Below are 15,876 nucleotides of genomic sequence, written 5' to 3' on the forward strand. Positions count from 1 at the left end.
TCCTAGAACTGGAAGTAGAGGAAGGGGGAGAACGAGTGCGCAGCCAGGCTGCTCAGCGCCAGCGCGAAGCCGGCCCACAGCAGCACGGCCTTGAGCCCGCCGACATGGGCCATGAAGAAGTGCTGCTTGTTGCCGGCGTAGTAGCGCACGTTGTTGCTGCCGGCCAGGATCAGCCAGCACAGCGCCACCGCCACGAACGACATGGCCATCTTCGAGGCGCCCAGCACGTAGAGCTCCAGCGAGCCCAGGCCGTTGAAGCCGAACAGCGCCTGGTAGATGTCCAGGCTGTGGCGCAGGTCGTTGGTGAAGAACAGCGGCATGCTCAGGATGATCAGCAACCCGGTGCGCAGGTTGCGCCCCAGGCGGTAGGGCGTGGTGACCTTGGTGGCCAGGTTGAACTTGCGCTCGATCACCATGCCCAGGCCGAAGAACAGCCCCCAGCAGATGAAGGCGAAGCTTGCGCCGTGCCACAGCCCCGACAGCAGCATGGTGTACACCAGCGCCGGCATGGCCCCGGCGATGCGCTTGCGCACCAGCGGCATGTACACGTAGTCGCGCAGAAAGTGCGCCAGGGTCATGTGCCAGCGGCTCCAGAACTCGGTGATGCTCTGCGAGACGTAGGGCTGGTTGAAGTTCTCCGGGAAGCGAAAGCCCATCATCAACGCCAGGCCCAGGGCCATGTGGCTGTAGCCGGCGAAGTCGAAGTACAGCTGCAGGGTCGACACCACCAGGCCGAACCAGGCATCGCTCAGCTGCAGGCTGCCCTCGCTGATGAACAGCACGTTGATCGGCGCCAGCTGGTCGGCGATCAGCACCTTCATGATGAAACCGAGCATGAACCGGCATACCCCCAGCGAGAACATCTCCAGCGAGTGGGTACGCTGGCGCAGCTGCGGAGCCAGTTGGCTGTAGCGCAGGATCGGGCCGGCCACCAGGTGCGGGAACAGCGCGACGAATGCGGCGAAGTCGATGAAGTTGTTGGTGGGCGTGGCGTCCTTGCGGTAGATGTCGACGATATAGCTCAGGGCATGGAACACGTAGAACGAGATGCCCAGCGGCAGGAAGATCGTCTCCAGGGTGAAGGTGTTGATGCCCAGCGGCGCCAGCAGTGCGCCCAGCACCTCGGCGCCGAAGTTGGCGTACTTGAAATAGCCCAGGGTCGACAGGTTGCCGATGATGCCGATCCACAGCAGGCGGAACGCCCAGCGCTTGTCGCCGGCGTCCAGGCGCGCCTTGATGCGCAGGCCGAACCAGTAGTTCCAGTAGGTGATGCCGACGAACAGCAGCAGGAAGTCCGGGCGCCACCAGGCATAGAAGATGTAGCTGGCGGCGACGATCACCGTGGAGCGCCACGGCGCACGCGCCAGGAAGTACACCGCCAGGAACAGCGGCAGGTAGAGGAACAGGAACACGTTTGAGGCGAAAATCATCGCGGGGCCCGCCCTTAGTAACTGATCACGACGCCGACCGTCAGCTGGTAGTCGTCACCGGTATCCAGCGCGTTGCCGGCATTGAGGTAGCTGGCGCTGACCAGGGTGTTGACGTCCAGGTGCTTGCCGTCGAGGGCGACCGGAAACATCTTCCAGTAGTAGTTGAGGTCGAGCATCTGCCCCACGTGCTTTCCGTTGCCGTTGCTGCCCTGGGCGATGGCCTGGTTGCGCGCGCTGCGCTGGTCGCCGTCGACGCGGATCGGCAGGGTGCCACTGGCATCGCGCAGCTTGAGTTCGGTGAGGCGAAAATCCAGGGCGCTGCGCGGCGTGGGCCGGGTTTCCACGGCAAAGCCGTAGTAGCTCAGGTTGCGCAGGTCGAGGCTGACGAACGAGCTGGCCAGGCGGGTGCTGTAGGAGCCCTGGCGGGTGATGCGGTCGGACTGGATGGTGTTGAGACGAAAGCCGTCGTTCTCGTTGCTCGGCTTGTCGGTCAGCCCGCCGCGCAAGGCCAGGCGCGGGGTCCAGGGCAGGTCGTCGAAGCGTTTGCCGATCTCGCCCAGCGCCGCCCAGCCGCTGGCGTTGTGGCCGGTGGTGGTCAGGCCGTTGCCGTCGGTGTTGTCGACCTTGCCGTCGAGTGCGGCCAGTTCCAGGTGGTAGTCGCTGAACAGCGGGCTGACCTGCAGGTTGTCGGCCTTGAAGAACAGCCCGTAGCGCATGCCGGTGAAGTCGTAGCGGTCACGCGGGTCGTGCCCGCTGTGGTCGTCTTCGTACATCACGCGCGTGCCGGCCCAGTTGTTCTCGCTCCAGCGGTAGGCGTACTCGCCCATCAGGTAGGTGGTGCGTTCTTCGCTGTCGGCCAGGCGGTTGACGTCGCTGTTGTAGTTGTAGAACTTCTGCGCCACGGCGAAGAAGCCCTTGGCGAAGGTGTCCTTGTAGTCGAAACGCAGCGATTCGATGCTGTCGTCCCACCAGATGCCGTAGTCGTCGGCAAAGCGCTGGCGTCCGGCCGACAGCGAGAAGCGTGGGTCGTCGCCCAGCAGGTTGCGCTTGACGTACAGCTCGCGCAGCTCGGCGTACCAGCCTTCGGGCTGCTCGCGGTCGAAGGCGTTGGTGCTTTCGTTCTGGCTGTTGGCCGTCTGGCTGGAGTCGTAGTTGAGCCACAGGCGACCGTAGACCATCCACTTGGCCCAACGTTTTTCCGGCGAGTACCAGGCGAACGAGGGTTCGTAGCGCAGGCTATAGAAGCTCTCGCGGCTGCGCCCCACCTGGGAGTCTTCGGGGCCGTAGCCGGTCTGCACGGTGAGCTTGTTGAAGAATTCGGAGGTGATCACCGGCGTGCTGGCGTCGGCGCCTACCCGCACCGGCTCGCTGCTGTCGGCCTCGGGGCCGGTGATTTCTTCGGCGGCGAACGCGGTGTACAGCGGCGCGAGCATGAGCAGGGCGCCAAACAGGGACGGATGCGCTTTCACAGGGTGGTCTCCTTGAGCAGGTCATTGCGTGCCGCCATGGCGCGCTCGATGTCAGCCGTTTTCAGGGTTTTGTCCAGGCGCTTGAGCAGCCCGCGGGCGCGGCGCTCGCCCAGGTCCAGGGCAAGGCGCGCGTAGGTGTAGGCCTTGACCGGGTCGTGGCAGATGGCGCGGCCGCTCGCGTAGATGGTGGCCATGCGGTACCAGGCGGCAGTGGCGCCGCGCTCGGCCTGTTCCTGGTAGATCGCCAGGGCACGCTCCTGGTCGGGCTGGTCGAGGCCGCCCTTGCTGTACAGGTCGGCCAGCAGCAGGTGCGCGTCGCGAAAGTTGCTGGCGATCAGTTCGTCGATCAGCACCTGGGCCTTTTGCGGGTCCAGGGTCAGCCAGTTGGTGACCATGTACAGCGAGGCATTGAGCGCCTTGGCCCGGGTCGGGTCCTTGGCCTGCACCTGGGCAATCAGCGCCTGTACCTGGTCGGCGTTGTGCTCGGTGGGGTTGGAGATCATGAAGTTGGCCTTGGACACCAGCGCCGGCACGAAACCGCGCTGCGCGGCGTTGTCGAACCAGCGCTGGACCTCGGCCATGGCGGCCGCCCATTCATCGGCCAGGGCCTTTGCACGGGCCTGCTGTTCGGGGGTGGGCGCGGGCCTTGGGGCACCCATGGCGTTGCCCAGCTGTTCATCCTGCTCGGCCTGCTGGTCGGCACGCTGCACGGTGCTGATGGTGTCGAGCAACGAGCCGATACGGTGCACGATCTCCACCGGCAACTGCGCCATCCGGGGCTCCAGGGTGCGGGCGAAGGCGGGGAACGCGGTGTCCTGGCGCTCGCCGAGGAAGGCGTAGTAGCGGTCGACGCCACGCGGGTCGACGCGTACCGCCTGCTGGTACCAGTGCTCGGCAGCGGCGCGGTCGCCCTGGCGCTCGGCGACCACCGCGCGGTACAGCTCGGGGTGGCAGTCGAGCAGGCAGGACTGCTCGTACAGCGCCAGCAGCTGCGCGGCCTCGGCGGTGGGCACCAGGTCCGGGTAGGTCAGGAACACTTCCAGCGTGGCATTGGTGTTGCGCGGGTCCAGGGTGGCCGGGTAGCGGGTCAGCGCCTGGGCCACCCAGGCGCGCTGCTGCTGGCGCAGGCCGGGGCTGCGGTCAAGCAGGCGGGCCAGCGAGGCCAGCGCCGGCACCAGGCCGCGACCCTCGGCAAACGCTTCCTGGTACAGGCGGATCGCCTCCTGGCGGTTGGCGCTGTCGCTGCTGGCCAGCACATCGCCCAGCAACTGCTTGGACGCCAGGTCACCGCGCTCGGCGAGCACGCGCAAATCGGCGCTCACATCGGCTTGCGGGTCCTTGTACAGCGCGTAGCGGATCTGCTCCAGGCTTTGCCCGGCAAGGGCAGGGCCGGTGCAGGCGAGGGCAGTGAACAGCAGCCAGGCGGGCGTCATCGGTTTCATCTGGGGGCCCTTCAGCGCGACAGCGACGGCAAGGCCGGCAGGCCCAGGTACAGGTCCACCGCCACCGGTTTCTGGTAGGCCGCCAGTGGCAGCGGACGGTCCGGCCGGATGGTCAGGGCGAGGTTCTTGTTCAGTGCGTCGACCCGCGAGTCCACCACGGTGCCGCCGAAGCGTTCGTCCAGGCCGAACACCTGCAGGTCCACGGATCTGACCCGGCTGATGTCGCTCAGCTTGTCGAACGGCACGTTGGCGCTGACGTACAGCGGCTGGTCCTTGGGCAGCAGGTGCAGCAGCGGCGCCTGCTTGTAGCCGTAGCCGTTCATGGGCGTGCTGGGGAAGTACACCTGGCAGTCGCACGGGCTGTTGATCACGGTCTCGATGGTGGCGCGCCCCAGCAGGGTCTGCAGGTCGCCGGGCGCGAGGTCGGCCAGCGCCTTCATGTCGGCCGGGCTGGTGAAGCTGGTAGCCAGTTGGGTGGAGATGTTGGCCAGCGGCTCGCCGGCCTTGACCTCGCTCTGCCCAGGCTGCAGCAGGAACTTCACGTAGCCGTTGTCGGGCATGCTGATGATCTGCGCATCGGCACTGACCTGGGCCTGCACGGCCGGAATGCGGAAGAACAGAAGGTAGCTCTTGTAGGCCACGAAGCTCAGCGCGGCGATGCCGGCGGCGGTGAACAGCAGGGTGCCGCCGATGGCGCGCAGGCGATCGCCTGCATTGCGTGCGCTGGCGTACTTGTGCTTGCGCTCCTTGATGTAGTTCTCGCGCTGCATCACGTTGAACAGGCCGTTGACGTCGGCAATTTCGCCCGACAGGTAGGCGCTGATGATGTAGCGCAGGATGTCGCGCTTCTGGGCGTCGAGGTCGACGAACTGCGCGCCGACTTCGGCGCCGCGCTGCGAGACGATCTTGATCTGGCTGTCGATGTTCAGGTCGACCTGGTTCAGGCGCAGCTGGATCGAGGCGTTGTACAGGCTGCCGATCTTCAGCGGGGCGCTGTGCACCAGGCCCAGGCCGCCCAGGGAGATGTCCTGCAGGGTGCTGTCGATGGGCGCCTGGCCGGGGGCGCTGAGCCTGACCCGGGCATTGAGCTTGGTGCGCACGTACTGGCGTTCGTCGATGGCCTCGTGGACCACGTTGGCTGCAGTGGTGCCGGGGGCTGCTGGGATGTTCGAGCTACTCATGGCAGGCGCCTTTCCTTAACGTTGCGTGAGTTCGAGAAGTACCGAGATGGCACCGAAGAAAATCGCGATGGATGAAAACAGCATCGCCTTCGATGACCAGCGGTTCAGGGCCGTGTCGAAATCGACAGTGCCGTTGCTTAGCGTGGTTTTTTGCCGGGTCCAGCTCTGCTGGTCCATGTGGAACAGTGCGTACACCTTCATCAGCGAGCCCACGATCTGGTTGTAATAGAGAACGAACGGGTACACCGGGCTGACCGGGTGACCGGCGAACAGGAACAGCACCGTCACCAGGCTGCGCGAGAGCAGTACCCAGAACAGGTACACCAGCAGGTACTCGATGCCGAACACCACGCCGGCCACTACCGAGGCGGTCAGGCCCATCAGGCAGGTCCACATCGACACGCGCTGGTCGAGCAGCACGTACAGGGTGAACAGGCCCAGGCGGGCGCGGCCCAGCAGGTGGGTGGCGCGAAAGTTCTGGCGCAACGAGTTGCCGTACCAGCGGAACATCAGCTGGCGGGTGGCGCGCCAGAAGCTGTTGTCTGGTGGATGCTCCACGGTCAGGGTGTTGCTGTCGGGCACGTAGAAGGTGTCCCAGCCGGCGCGCATCAGGCTCAGCCACGAGGACTTGTCGTCGCCGGTGAGAAACTGGAAGCGGCCCAGGCGCCAGTGTTCGAGAAAGTCGGCTTCCACGTCGCGGATGAATTCGGGGTCGGTCATCACGCTGGCGCGAAAGAACGACAGCCGGCCGGTCAGGGTCAGCACCCGGTGCGACAGGGCCATCGAGCACATGTTGATGTGCCGCTGCACGAAGCGCATCGAGTGCCACTGGCGCATCAGCGGGCTGCCTTCGACCTCGCAGAACTCGTTGGTGGTCAGGCCACCGACATTGGGCAGGTAGGCGAACAGCTTGACCGCGCGCTCGACGCAGCCGGGCAGCATCATGGTGTCGCCGTCGACCACGCCGACCACCGCGTCCTGCAGCGGCATCTGCCGCGACAGGGCACGGAAGGCATGGGCCAGGCCGTCACGCTTGCCGGTGCCACGGGCGCGCACGATCACCAGCTTGATGTCGTCGCGATCGACCACCTCGTTGCGCATGATGGTCTTGATGAACTGCTCGTCGCCTTTTTCCACGATCGAGGCGATCACCGTGCACGGCACGTTCAGCCGCTGCACTTCCTGGAATACCGACTGGTACACCTTGAAGGTGGTGTGGGTGGGGATGCGAAAGCTGGTCACCACCATGAACATGTGCGAGGGCAGGGCATCGTCGCCCATGCGCTCGACCGCCTTGCGGATGCGCGGGAACTTCCAGTGCAGGAAGTACATGCCGCGGATGTAGTGGACGATGGCGTTGCCGTAGCGCCACATGCCCAGGGTACCGATGATGAAGATGAACGTGTGGTGGCTGGGGTCCAGGTACTGCGGCGCGATCATCTGCGACGCCAGCGCGACCAGGCCGAACAGGCAGGCCCAGGCACAGAAGCTGGCGCCTGCCTGCAGGTAGCCGGGTCGGCCCTCGGGCCGCTGTTGCTGTGGTTTCATGGTGCCGTTTCTCCTTGGTACGGGCAGCGCGCACCCGGCCGTTCACGCACATGAGGTTCGCCGGCGCTCCGAAGGAGGCGGCACTCAGGCAGGTAAACAGTCGGGTGACGCGTGGAGTCGAACGCCTTGGGCTCTCTTGACGGAGCCTGTGGCCTTACCAGCAGATCCCTTCCTGGGTGGCGTTGCTGGCGTTGGGCATGAAACCGACCAGGTCGACGATCTGCTTGTCGCCATTGCCTTCCAGGGCCTGGGCGAAACGCGGGTCGTTGTTGCCCAGCACGATGATCTCGGCGCCGTCGATCACCTGGTCGAGGTCGTTGCACAGCAGCGACGACACGTGCGGGATCTTCGACTCGATGTAGTCGCGGTTGGCGCCGAACACCCGGGCATACTCGACGTTGGCGTCGAAGATGCGCAGCTCGTAACCCTTGCCGATCAGCATTTCGGCCAGCTCCACCAGCGGGCTTTCGCGCAGGTCGTCGCTGCCGGCCTTGAAGCTCAGCCCCAGCAGGCCGATACGGCGCTTGTTGAAACCGCTGACCAGGTCGAAGGCGTTCTGCACCTGGCTGCGGTTGCTGGACATGATCGAGGCCAGCAGCGGGTGCTCGACGTCCAGCTGGCCGGCGCGGTAGGTGAGGGCGCGCACGTCCTTGGGCAGGCACGAGCCGCCGAAGGCGAAGCCGGGGCGCAGGTAGTAGCGCGACAGATTGAGCTTGTGGTCCTGGCATACCACGTCCATCACCTCGCGTCCGTCCACCCCGGAGGCCTTGGCGATGTTGCCGATCTCGTTGGCGAAGCTCACCTTGGTGGCGTGCCACACGTTGCAGGTGTACTTGATCATCTCGGCCACTTCGATCGACTTGCGGATCACCGGGGCGTCCAGGCCCTCGTACAGCGATTGCAGGATGTCGCCCGACTGGGTGTCGAGTTCGCCGATCACGGTCATGGCCGGGAAGTCGTAGTCCTTGATGGCCGTGCTTTCACGCAGGAACTCGGGGTTGACCGCCACGCCGAAATCGACGCCGGCCTTCTTGCCCGAGGCTTGCTCGAGCAGCGGGATGACCACGTTGTTGACCGTGCCTGGCAGCACGGTGCTGCGCACCACCACGGTGTGACGGCCAGCCTTGTCGCGCAGGGCTTCGCCGATCTGGCGGCATACGGCCTCCATGTACACCAGGTCGAGGTCGCCGTTCTTCTTGCTGGGCGTGCCCACGCACAGCAGCGACAGTTCGGTGTCGAGCACTGCGCGTTGTACGTCGGTGGTGCCGTACAGGCGCCCTTGCTGCACGGCCTGTTGCAACAGCTGCTCGAGCCCCGGCTCGACGATGGGCGACTTGCCCTGGTTGATCATGTCGATCTTGGCCGGGGAGATATCCACCCCCACCACATTGTGGCCACGTGCCGAGAGGCACCCGGCGCACACGGCACCTACATATCCGAGCCCGAAAATACTGATGTTCATAGAGATCCCTTTAGCACTGTTCGCCTGAGCGAACCCTTGTGTAGTTGATAAATGTTCAGGCGGCAGGCGCAAACTGAAACGCGGCGAACGTTGATGTTCGTCGGCGGCTTATCTCTCTTTTTTTCATCCTATAGCGTTTAATTTTGGAACGGCAACACTTCATATCAAATTAACTAGAAAAAAATATAGTTTGTTTTGTGAAAGTTAAAAAACCGTTTAAAAACAATGACATATAGTTTGTAGAAAGTTCGACGTCAAAAAATTGATATGTGTATTTGGTGTGTTTTAATGGCGCCAAAAAAATGCTTCCACGAGGTTTTTACATAAATTTTAATGGTGGCAAATCGCCTTCATTTAATTAGGTAAACCGTTTCAGCTTAATGTTTTGAAAGTTGCAATCGGGCGACGGGTTAGTTGTGTTGATGAGTGCATCGCGAGCGTGAACAGCCTGTTTTATTGGCGTTGCTTTTTTTTGCATTCGCCACCGCTTGTGCTCCGCGTGGCGAGCCGGGCATAGTTTCAGTTTCATGCGTGGCCTGTGCCTGTACAGGCAGGTCTGCTCATCCAGGCAGAAGCCAAGCTGCAGTGACGATGAGCCGCGTAGGAAGCCACGTAGGAAGGCTGGGAAATTGACGTCAGCCGGATGGCGTTTACAGTTAGCTCATCCGGTCGATTTTTTGCTAAGGTGGCCGGATACAATTCACACCGTAACGCGAGGTGTCTGCTTGATCAGGGTCCTGGTGGTCGATGACCACGATTTGGTGCGTACGGGCATTACCCGCATGCTGGCCGACATCGACGGCCTGCAGGTGGTAGGGGAAGCCGATTCCGGCGAGGCAGCACTGAAACTCACCCGCGAACTCAAGCCCGACGTGGTCCTGATGGACGTCAAGATGCCCGGCATCGGTGGCCTGGAGGCGACCCGCAAGCTGCTGCGCAGCCACCCCGACATCAAGGTGGTGGCCGTGACCGTGTGCGAGGAAGACCCGTTTCCCACCCGCCTGCTGCAGGCCGGTGCGGCCGGCTACCTGACCAAGGGCGCCGGGCTGGGTGAAATGGTCCAGGCCATTCGCCTGGTGTTTGCCGGGCAGCGCTACATCAGCCCGCAGATAGCCCAGCAGCTGGCACTCAAGTCGTTCGAACCGCAGAATGCCTCGCCGTTCGACAGCCTGTCGGAGCGGGAGATCCAGATCGCCCTGATGATCGTCGGTTGCCAGAAGGTGCAGATCATTTCCGACAAGCTGTGCTTGTCGCCGAAGACGGTGAATACGTACCGTTACCGGATCTTCGAGAAACTTTCCGTTACCAGTGACGTGGAACTGACGTTGCTGGCCGTGCGCCACGGTATGGTTGACGCCAACCTCTGATATGACCCCAGCGTTTGATTCAAGTGCCTTTCTGGCGACCTGCAGCGGACGTCCGGGTGTCTACCGGATGTTCGATGAAGGCGCGCGCCTGCTGTATGTCGGCAAGGCCAAAAACCTCAAGAAGCGCCTGGCGAGCTATTTTCGCAAGGCGGGCCTGGCGCCCAAGACAGCCGCGCTGGTGGCGCGCATCGCCCAGGTCGAAACCACCATTACCGCCAACGAGACCGAGGCGCTGCTGCTCGAGCAGACCCTGATCAAGGAATGGCGCCCGCCGTACAACATCCTGTTGCGCGACGACAAGTCCTACCCCTATGTGTTCCTCAGTGATGGCGACTACCCGCGCCTGGGCATCCATCGCGGGGCCAAGAAGGCCAAGGGCAGGTACTTCGGCCCTTACCCCAGTGCCGGTGCCATTCGCGAAAGCCTGAGCCTGCTGCAGAAGACCTTCTTCGTGCGCCAGTGCGAAGACAGCTATTACGCCAACCGCACCCGGCCGTGCCTGCAGTACCAGATCAAGCGCTGCAAGGCGCCGTGCGTCGGCCTGGTCGAGCCACAGGAGTACGCCGCCGACGTGCGCCACTCGGTGATGTTCCTGGAGGGGCGCAGCCACCAGTTGACCAACGAGCTCAACGAAGAGATGGAGCGCGCCGCGATGGCCCTGGAGTTCGAGCGTGCCGCCGAGTTGCGCGACCAGATCGCCTTGCTGCGTCGCGTGCAGGATCAGCAGAGCATGGAGGGCGGCAGCGGCGACGTGGATGTGGTGGCCGCCTTCGTCAACCCGGGCGGGGCGTGCGTGCACCTTATCAGCGTGCGCGGCGGGCGGGTGCTGGGCAGCAAGAACTTCTTTCCGCAGGTGGGCATCGAGGAAGACGTGGCCGAGGTGCTGTCGGCGTTCCTGGCCCAGTACTACGTGGGCAACGCCGAGCGCGAACTGCCTGCCGAGCTGATCGTCAACGTGGTGCACGAAGACTTCGAAGCCCTGTGCGCCGCCGTCGAGGCCCTGCGGGGTCGCGAGCTGACCATCAGCCATCGGGTGCGCGGCACCCGCGCGCGCTGGCAGCAACTGGCCGTGACCAACGCCGAGCAGGCGCTGATGGCGCGCCTTGCCAATCGCCAGCACATGGCCGCGCGCTTCGATGCGCTGGCCCAGGTGCTGGACCTGGATGAAACCCCGCAGCGCCTGGAGTGCTACGACATCAGTCACTCCAGCGGCGAGGCCACCGTGGCCTCCTGCGTGGTGTTCGGCCCCGAAGGCCCGATCAAGTCCGACTACCGGCGCTACAACATCGAGGGCGTGACCGCCGGCGATGACTACGCGGCCATGCACCAGGCCCTGACCCGGCGCTTATCGCGGATCAAGGACGGCGAGGGCAAACTGCCGGACGTGCTGCTGGTGGATGGCGGCAAGGGCCAGCTGAACATGGCTCGCGACGTGCTGCAGGAACTGGCCGTGCCCGACCTGATTCTGCTGGGCGTGGCCAAGGGCACCACGCGCAAGGCCGGTTTCGAAACCTTGTACCTCAACGACGTGGCCCACGAGTTCACCCTCAAGGGCGACTCGCCGGCGCTGCACCTGATCCAGCAGATCCGCGACGAAGCGCACCGTTTCGCCATCACCGGTCACCGCGCGCGGCGCGGCAAGACGCGGCGCACCTCGACCCTGGAAGGCGTCGCCGGGGTAGGGCCCAAGCGCCGGCGCGACCTGCTAAAACACTTTGGCGGACTGCAGGAACTGAGCCGTGCCAGCGTCGAAGAAATCGCCAAAGCACCCGGAATCAGTAAAAAGCTTGCCGAGTCGATTTATGACAGCCTGCATAGCGAGTAGAATGCCCGCTCACCTCGCAGCCAGTTGTGCCGATGAATATCCCGAATCTGCTTACCGTACTACGCGTTCTGCTCATACCGATCTTCATACTGCTGTTCTATGTGCCGTATCACTGGAGCTACATAGCCGCCAGCAGCGTGTTTGCCGTTGCCGCCGCCACCGACTGGCTGGACGGTTACCTGGCTCGTCGGTGGCAGCAGAGCACTCCGTTTGGCGCCTTCCTCGACCCGGTCGCGGACAAGCTGATGGTGGCCGTGGCCCTGGTGCTGCTGGTGCAGGTGCATGCCAACCTGTGGCTCACGCTGCCGGCGGCGGTCATCATCGGTCGCGAGATCGTGGTGTCGGCGCTGCGTGAATGGATGGCCGAGATGGGCGCACGTGCCCATGTGGCGGTGTCCAACCTGGGCAAGTGGAAGACCGCGGCGCAGATGCTGGCGCTGGTGATCCTGCTGGGCAATCCGCCGGTGTGGGGGTTCTGGGTAGGACTGGGTTATGCGCTGCTGCTGGTGGCGGCGGGGCTGACCCTGTGGTCGATGGTGCACTACCTGCGTGCAGCCTGGCCGCACCTGCGTGAAGGCTCTGAAATAAAATAAACTTTTTTGAATCAAGGGGTTGACGGCGTTTTTAAAATCGCTAGAATGGCCCCCATCAACACGACGCGGGAATAGCTCAGTTGGTAGAGCACGACCTTGCCAAGGTCGGGGTCGCGAGTTCGAGTCTCGTTTCCCGCTCCAGTATTTGGAGCTACAGATCGAAAGGTCTGTAATTCGTCAGAAAGAAGGGCCACTGAAAAGTGGCCCTTTTTTCGTTGCGCAACAATCCTCTTCGAGTACGTGAGACAGGACGGCTTCAACCGTCGAGGGCCTGCTGTGTGTTCAGCACGGTCTCCAGGCGCGATTGCACCTGGCGTACTTTCCGGGCCAGCTGCGGCGTGATGTGCGACCCCGCAAGCTGGCATTCCAGTTCGGCGCACAAGGTGGCCAGGGCGAACGCCTGAACCGAGCACAGGGCGCCGCCCAGGCTGTGCAGTACCTGCGCCAGGACGCCGGCATCGGCGTTGTCCAGTGCGACGTGGATCTTGTGCAGGTCGTCGCGCATCGAGGTGATGAACAGTTTTCGCATCGCAGGCGGAACGTGGACGGTGTCGACGTCGCTCGATGGTGTGGTGGCGGGTTCGTCGACCTCGGTGAAGGGCTGCGGCAGAACCAGCTCGCAGTGCTGCAACAGCTGAGTGCGCAAGGTGTGCAGGTTCAGGGGCTTGACCATCCAGGCGTTCATGCCCACGGCCGCGCAGCGCTCGCCTTCATCGCGCATGGCGTTGGCTGTGATGCCGATCACGGGCAGGTCGGCATCCTGCTGGCGCAATGCCTGGGTCAGCTCATAGCCATTGATAACCGGCATGTTGACGTCGGTGAGCACCAGGTCGTACGCCCCGGGCGCCCAGAGTGCCAGTGCCTGCTCACCGTTGAACGCCACCGTGACCACGCAGCCCAGGGCTTCGAGTTGCTCCTTGATGATCGCCTGATTGATGGGGTTGTCTTCGGCTACCAGAATCCGCAGGTCCAGTGGCTGGCGGGTGCCCGCTGGCCAGGCGCTGTGCTGCGTGTCGTGACCGCCGTGCGCCAGGCCCACCGCCCTGGCGATCGCGCGAACGTCGTAGGCATCGACCTCCCAGCCATCAGCGCCGTAGTCGGGTGGGTTGGGCCCGCCCGGTACGGCGTTGATCCGGGGGCCAGCCCACGCTTGACCGGACGCGAGCATGTCCACCAACAGTGTCGCGTCGTTGCCCGAACCCATGTCGCTGGCCAGCGGACGGGCGTCGACCCCCAGCCGAACGAGCCAGGCGCAAAGGTGCCGGGCCAGTTCCGGGACGGGTGCGCGCACGTACACAGGGGCGGTGGATGGCTCGAGTTCAGGACAGTCGGTGAGTGCGCCGGGCGCGCGGGGCAGCTTCAGCTGCAGGGTGAAACTGCTGCCCAGCCCGATTGCACTGACCACGTCGAGCTGGCCGTCCATCAGTTCGCAGAGCCGGCGGCAGATGGACAGGCCCAGGCCTGCGCCGGCCTCGCTGCTGGCGTCGCGCACCTGATAGAACGGGTCGAACAGATGCACCTGCTGGGCCTGGGAAATACCCAGTCCCGAATCGCTGACCTGCCACTGCAACTGGCTGTATTCGCTGTCCTGTTCCACGACCCGAGCCCGCAGCACCACCCGGCCGCTGTCGGTGAACTTGATGGCATTGCTCAGCAGGTTGTTGAGGATCTGGCGAATGCGCAACGGATCCCCGCGCAGCCGGTCGGGCAGGTCGGCATCGATGCAGGCATACAGTTGCAAGCCTTTGGCCTGGGCGTATGCACTGTAGGTGCCGAGTGTGGCCTCGATCATCTCCAGAGGGCAGAAGTCCAGATCGTCGATGGTCATCTGTCCGGATTCGATCTTCGACACATCCAGCACGTCGCTGATCAGCTGGAACAGGGTGGCCGATGATCGCTGGATGGTCTGCAGGTAGTGCTGCTGGCGCGGGTCGAGCGCGGTCAGCCCCATCAGCTCCAGGGTGCCCAGTACGCCGTACAGCGGTGTGCGGATCTCATGGCTCATGGTGGCCAGGAAACGTGTCTTGGCTTCATTGGCGGAATCGGCGGCCAAGCGCGCCTGTTCAAGGCTGGCGGCATCTTCGACAAGCCGGGTAACGTCATGAAAGGCACACAGCCAGGCGTTTTCGCCGTGGTAGCGGGTAGGCACAAGGCTCACGTGCCAATGGCGGCCTTCAACCTGCAGATCGGTTGAGCCCCGCTCGGGCAGGTCGTGCTGTCGACGCAGGGCGCCGATCAGCGTGGCGCTGCCGTGGGACTGCTGGGCGTGCTGGTTTTCCAGCAGCACCCCGTAGTCGCTGCAACGCAGCACACACAGACCGGCTGGCGCCGTGTCGATGACGGCTCGACTGAAAGCCTCGCTCTCGGCGATGTCTTCAAGTGCACGGTGGGCAGGCAACACCACATGCTTGCGATACCAGCGATTGAACGCCCAGCCGCCGCCCAATCCGGCCAGCATCAGTGCAACCAGCCCCAGCAGCGGCCAGAAGGCATAGTCCACAAAGCTTTTGAAACCGATCACATAGATGCCGGTCCAGGGCTGCTCGCCCGGGCTTGTCACACGGAACACCAGCCCGTCAGCGTTCAGGTTCAGGCCTTCATGCAGCACCCGATCGGGCTTGAACTCGCCCACCAATGCCTCGCGGGTGGGGGCGATCAGGCTGAAGTGATCGTAGATCGACCACTGCATGATGCGTTCGATGTTGTTGACCTGATCCAGCGTGAACATGGACGCCACCACCACCGAGGGGCTGGCCCCTGAAATGTGCAGCCGGGTTGCCGACAGGTCGATGTCGACATACCCCAGCACAGTGGCAGGGGCATCGGGGCCTGCGTCATAGGGCACCCACTGCACCTGGTGGTCCTGCGGCGCGTGGTCGTGCAGGCTCTTGCCCACCTGGCGCACCACACGATCGAAGTCCTCTTGTCGGGGCCGACCCGTGCCGCGCAGGCGCCCCATGGCCGGTACGCTGATATCGAAGTTGTCCGGCAGGTTGAACAGCAGCACCTGGGGCGATTGATAGTGCGAAGCCGACCAGAATGCACTGTAGTAGTTGGCCAGGTTCGCCCCCAGGGTAGAGACGCTGGCGTGTTGCGAGGCTGCGATCCTGGCCGGGTTGATCTTCACGCTGAACGGCAGGGAGAAGGCGTATTCGATTTCTTCATAGACCGCACCGGTGGCATCGGACGAAGACCGTTGCACCACCACCGGCACACTGGAGGCGCCCAGCAGTTGGCCTTCGGCGCTTTTGCGCGACACGGCGCTGAGAAAAGCTTCCTGCTCGCGGATGTTTTCCATCAGGCGGGCGAAGTGAAACTTCACCGTGTCTTCCTGCTTCTGCAGCACGCGATTCACGCCCCAGTAGCACAAGCCAGTCAACAGCAGCGCCAGGCCCAGGAGCACGGCAAGCCCCATGTTCAGGCGCAGTGAACTGCTGGCCAGCCTGTCCAGGCGGGTGTAGCGGTGATTCATCGTGCAATCCCGTCAGTGATGAGGCGCGTCCAGACCCAGTCTATACAAGAGCTGGAGTGCTTGCCGGATCATCCCGGGTGCCACACC

At 63.8% G+C, this 15,876-nt stretch carries 10 protein-coding genes and 1 tRNA gene; 4 read left to right on the forward strand and 7 right to left on the reverse strand.

Features of this window, described 5'->3' with window-relative positions:
- Positions 1 to 2: 2 nt before the first annotated feature.
- From KH389_RS10455 to KH389_RS10480, 6 genes are all read right to left on the reverse strand, one after another.
- Positions 3 to 1,430: an MBOAT family O-acyltransferase gene (locus tag KH389_RS10455; protein ID WP_043860260.1), complete on the reverse strand. Its 1,428-nt coding sequence runs from the start codon at positions 1,428 to 1,430 to the stop codon at positions 3 to 5.
- Positions 1,431 to 1,444: 14 nt separating this feature from the next.
- On the reverse strand, positions 1,445 to 2,899 hold the full coding sequence (locus tag KH389_RS10460) for an alginate export family protein (RefSeq protein WP_213607307.1): 1,455 nt from the start codon (positions 2,897 to 2,899) through the stop codon (positions 1,445 to 1,447).
- Entirely contained in the window at positions 2,896 to 4,341 is a 1,446-nt protein-coding gene (locus tag KH389_RS10465) for an SEL1-like repeat protein (protein ID WP_052504205.1), read from the reverse strand. Before KH389_RS10465 ends, KH389_RS10460 begins: the two co-directional genes overlap by 4 nt.
- Positions 4,342 to 4,352: 11 nt before the next feature.
- Positions 4,353 to 5,522: a PilZ domain-containing protein gene (locus KH389_RS10470; RefSeq protein ID WP_043860263.1), complete on the reverse strand. Its 1,170-nt coding sequence runs from the start codon at positions 5,520 to 5,522 to the stop codon at positions 4,353 to 4,355.
- A 15-nt stretch (positions 5,523 to 5,537) separates the two neighbouring features.
- Entirely contained in the window at positions 5,538 to 7,070 is a 1,533-nt protein-coding gene (locus tag KH389_RS10475) for a glycosyltransferase (protein ID WP_173925053.1), read from the reverse strand.
- Between the two features lie 154 nt (positions 7,071 to 7,224).
- A complete protein-coding gene (locus KH389_RS10480) occupies positions 7,225 to 8,532 on the reverse strand; it encodes a nucleotide sugar dehydrogenase (protein WP_043860264.1) in 1,308 nt (435 codons plus the stop codon).
- A 725-nt stretch (positions 8,533 to 9,257) separates the two neighbouring features.
- Here KH389_RS10480 and gacA point away from each other — a divergent pair.
- The 4 genes from gacA to KH389_RS10500 all read left to right on the forward strand — a co-directional run bounded on the left by gacA (position 9,258) and on the right by KH389_RS10500 (position 12,458).
- The gene (gacA, locus tag KH389_RS10485) at positions 9,258 to 9,899 is read left to right on the forward strand and encodes a response regulator transcription factor GacA (protein ID WP_043860265.1); all 642 of its coding nucleotides are present in this window, start codon (positions 9,258 to 9,260) and stop codon (positions 9,897 to 9,899) included.
- 1 nt (position 9,900) lies between these two features.
- Positions 9,901 to 11,724, forward strand: coding sequence for an excinuclease ABC subunit UvrC (gene uvrC, locus KH389_RS10490; protein ID WP_213607308.1), 1,824 nt, complete (start codon positions 9,901 to 9,903; stop codon positions 11,722 to 11,724).
- A 32-nt stretch (positions 11,725 to 11,756) separates the two neighbouring features.
- Positions 11,757 to 12,317 carry a CDP-diacylglycerol--glycerol-3-phosphate 3-phosphatidyltransferase gene (gene pgsA / locus KH389_RS10495; RefSeq protein ID WP_043860267.1) on the forward strand — a complete coding sequence of 187 codons (561 nt, stop codon included), beginning with the start codon at positions 11,757 to 11,759 and terminating at the stop codon, positions 12,315 to 12,317.
- A 65-nt stretch (positions 12,318 to 12,382) separates the two neighbouring features.
- Positions 12,383 to 12,458, forward strand: a tRNA-Gly gene (locus KH389_RS10500).
- Positions 12,459 to 12,573: 115 nt separating this feature from the next.
- Here the strand turns inward: KH389_RS10500 and KH389_RS10505 are convergent.
- On the reverse strand, positions 12,574 to 15,789 hold the full coding sequence (locus KH389_RS10505; protein WP_213607309.1) for a hybrid sensor histidine kinase/response regulator: 3,216 nt from the start codon (positions 15,787 to 15,789) through the stop codon (positions 12,574 to 12,576).
- Between the last annotated feature and the right edge of the window lie 87 nt (positions 15,790 to 15,876).

The organism is Pseudomonas qingdaonensis (assembly GCF_018398475.1).
Lineage (GTDB): Bacteria > Pseudomonadota > Gammaproteobacteria > Pseudomonadales > Pseudomonadaceae > Aquipseudomonas > Aquipseudomonas palmensis.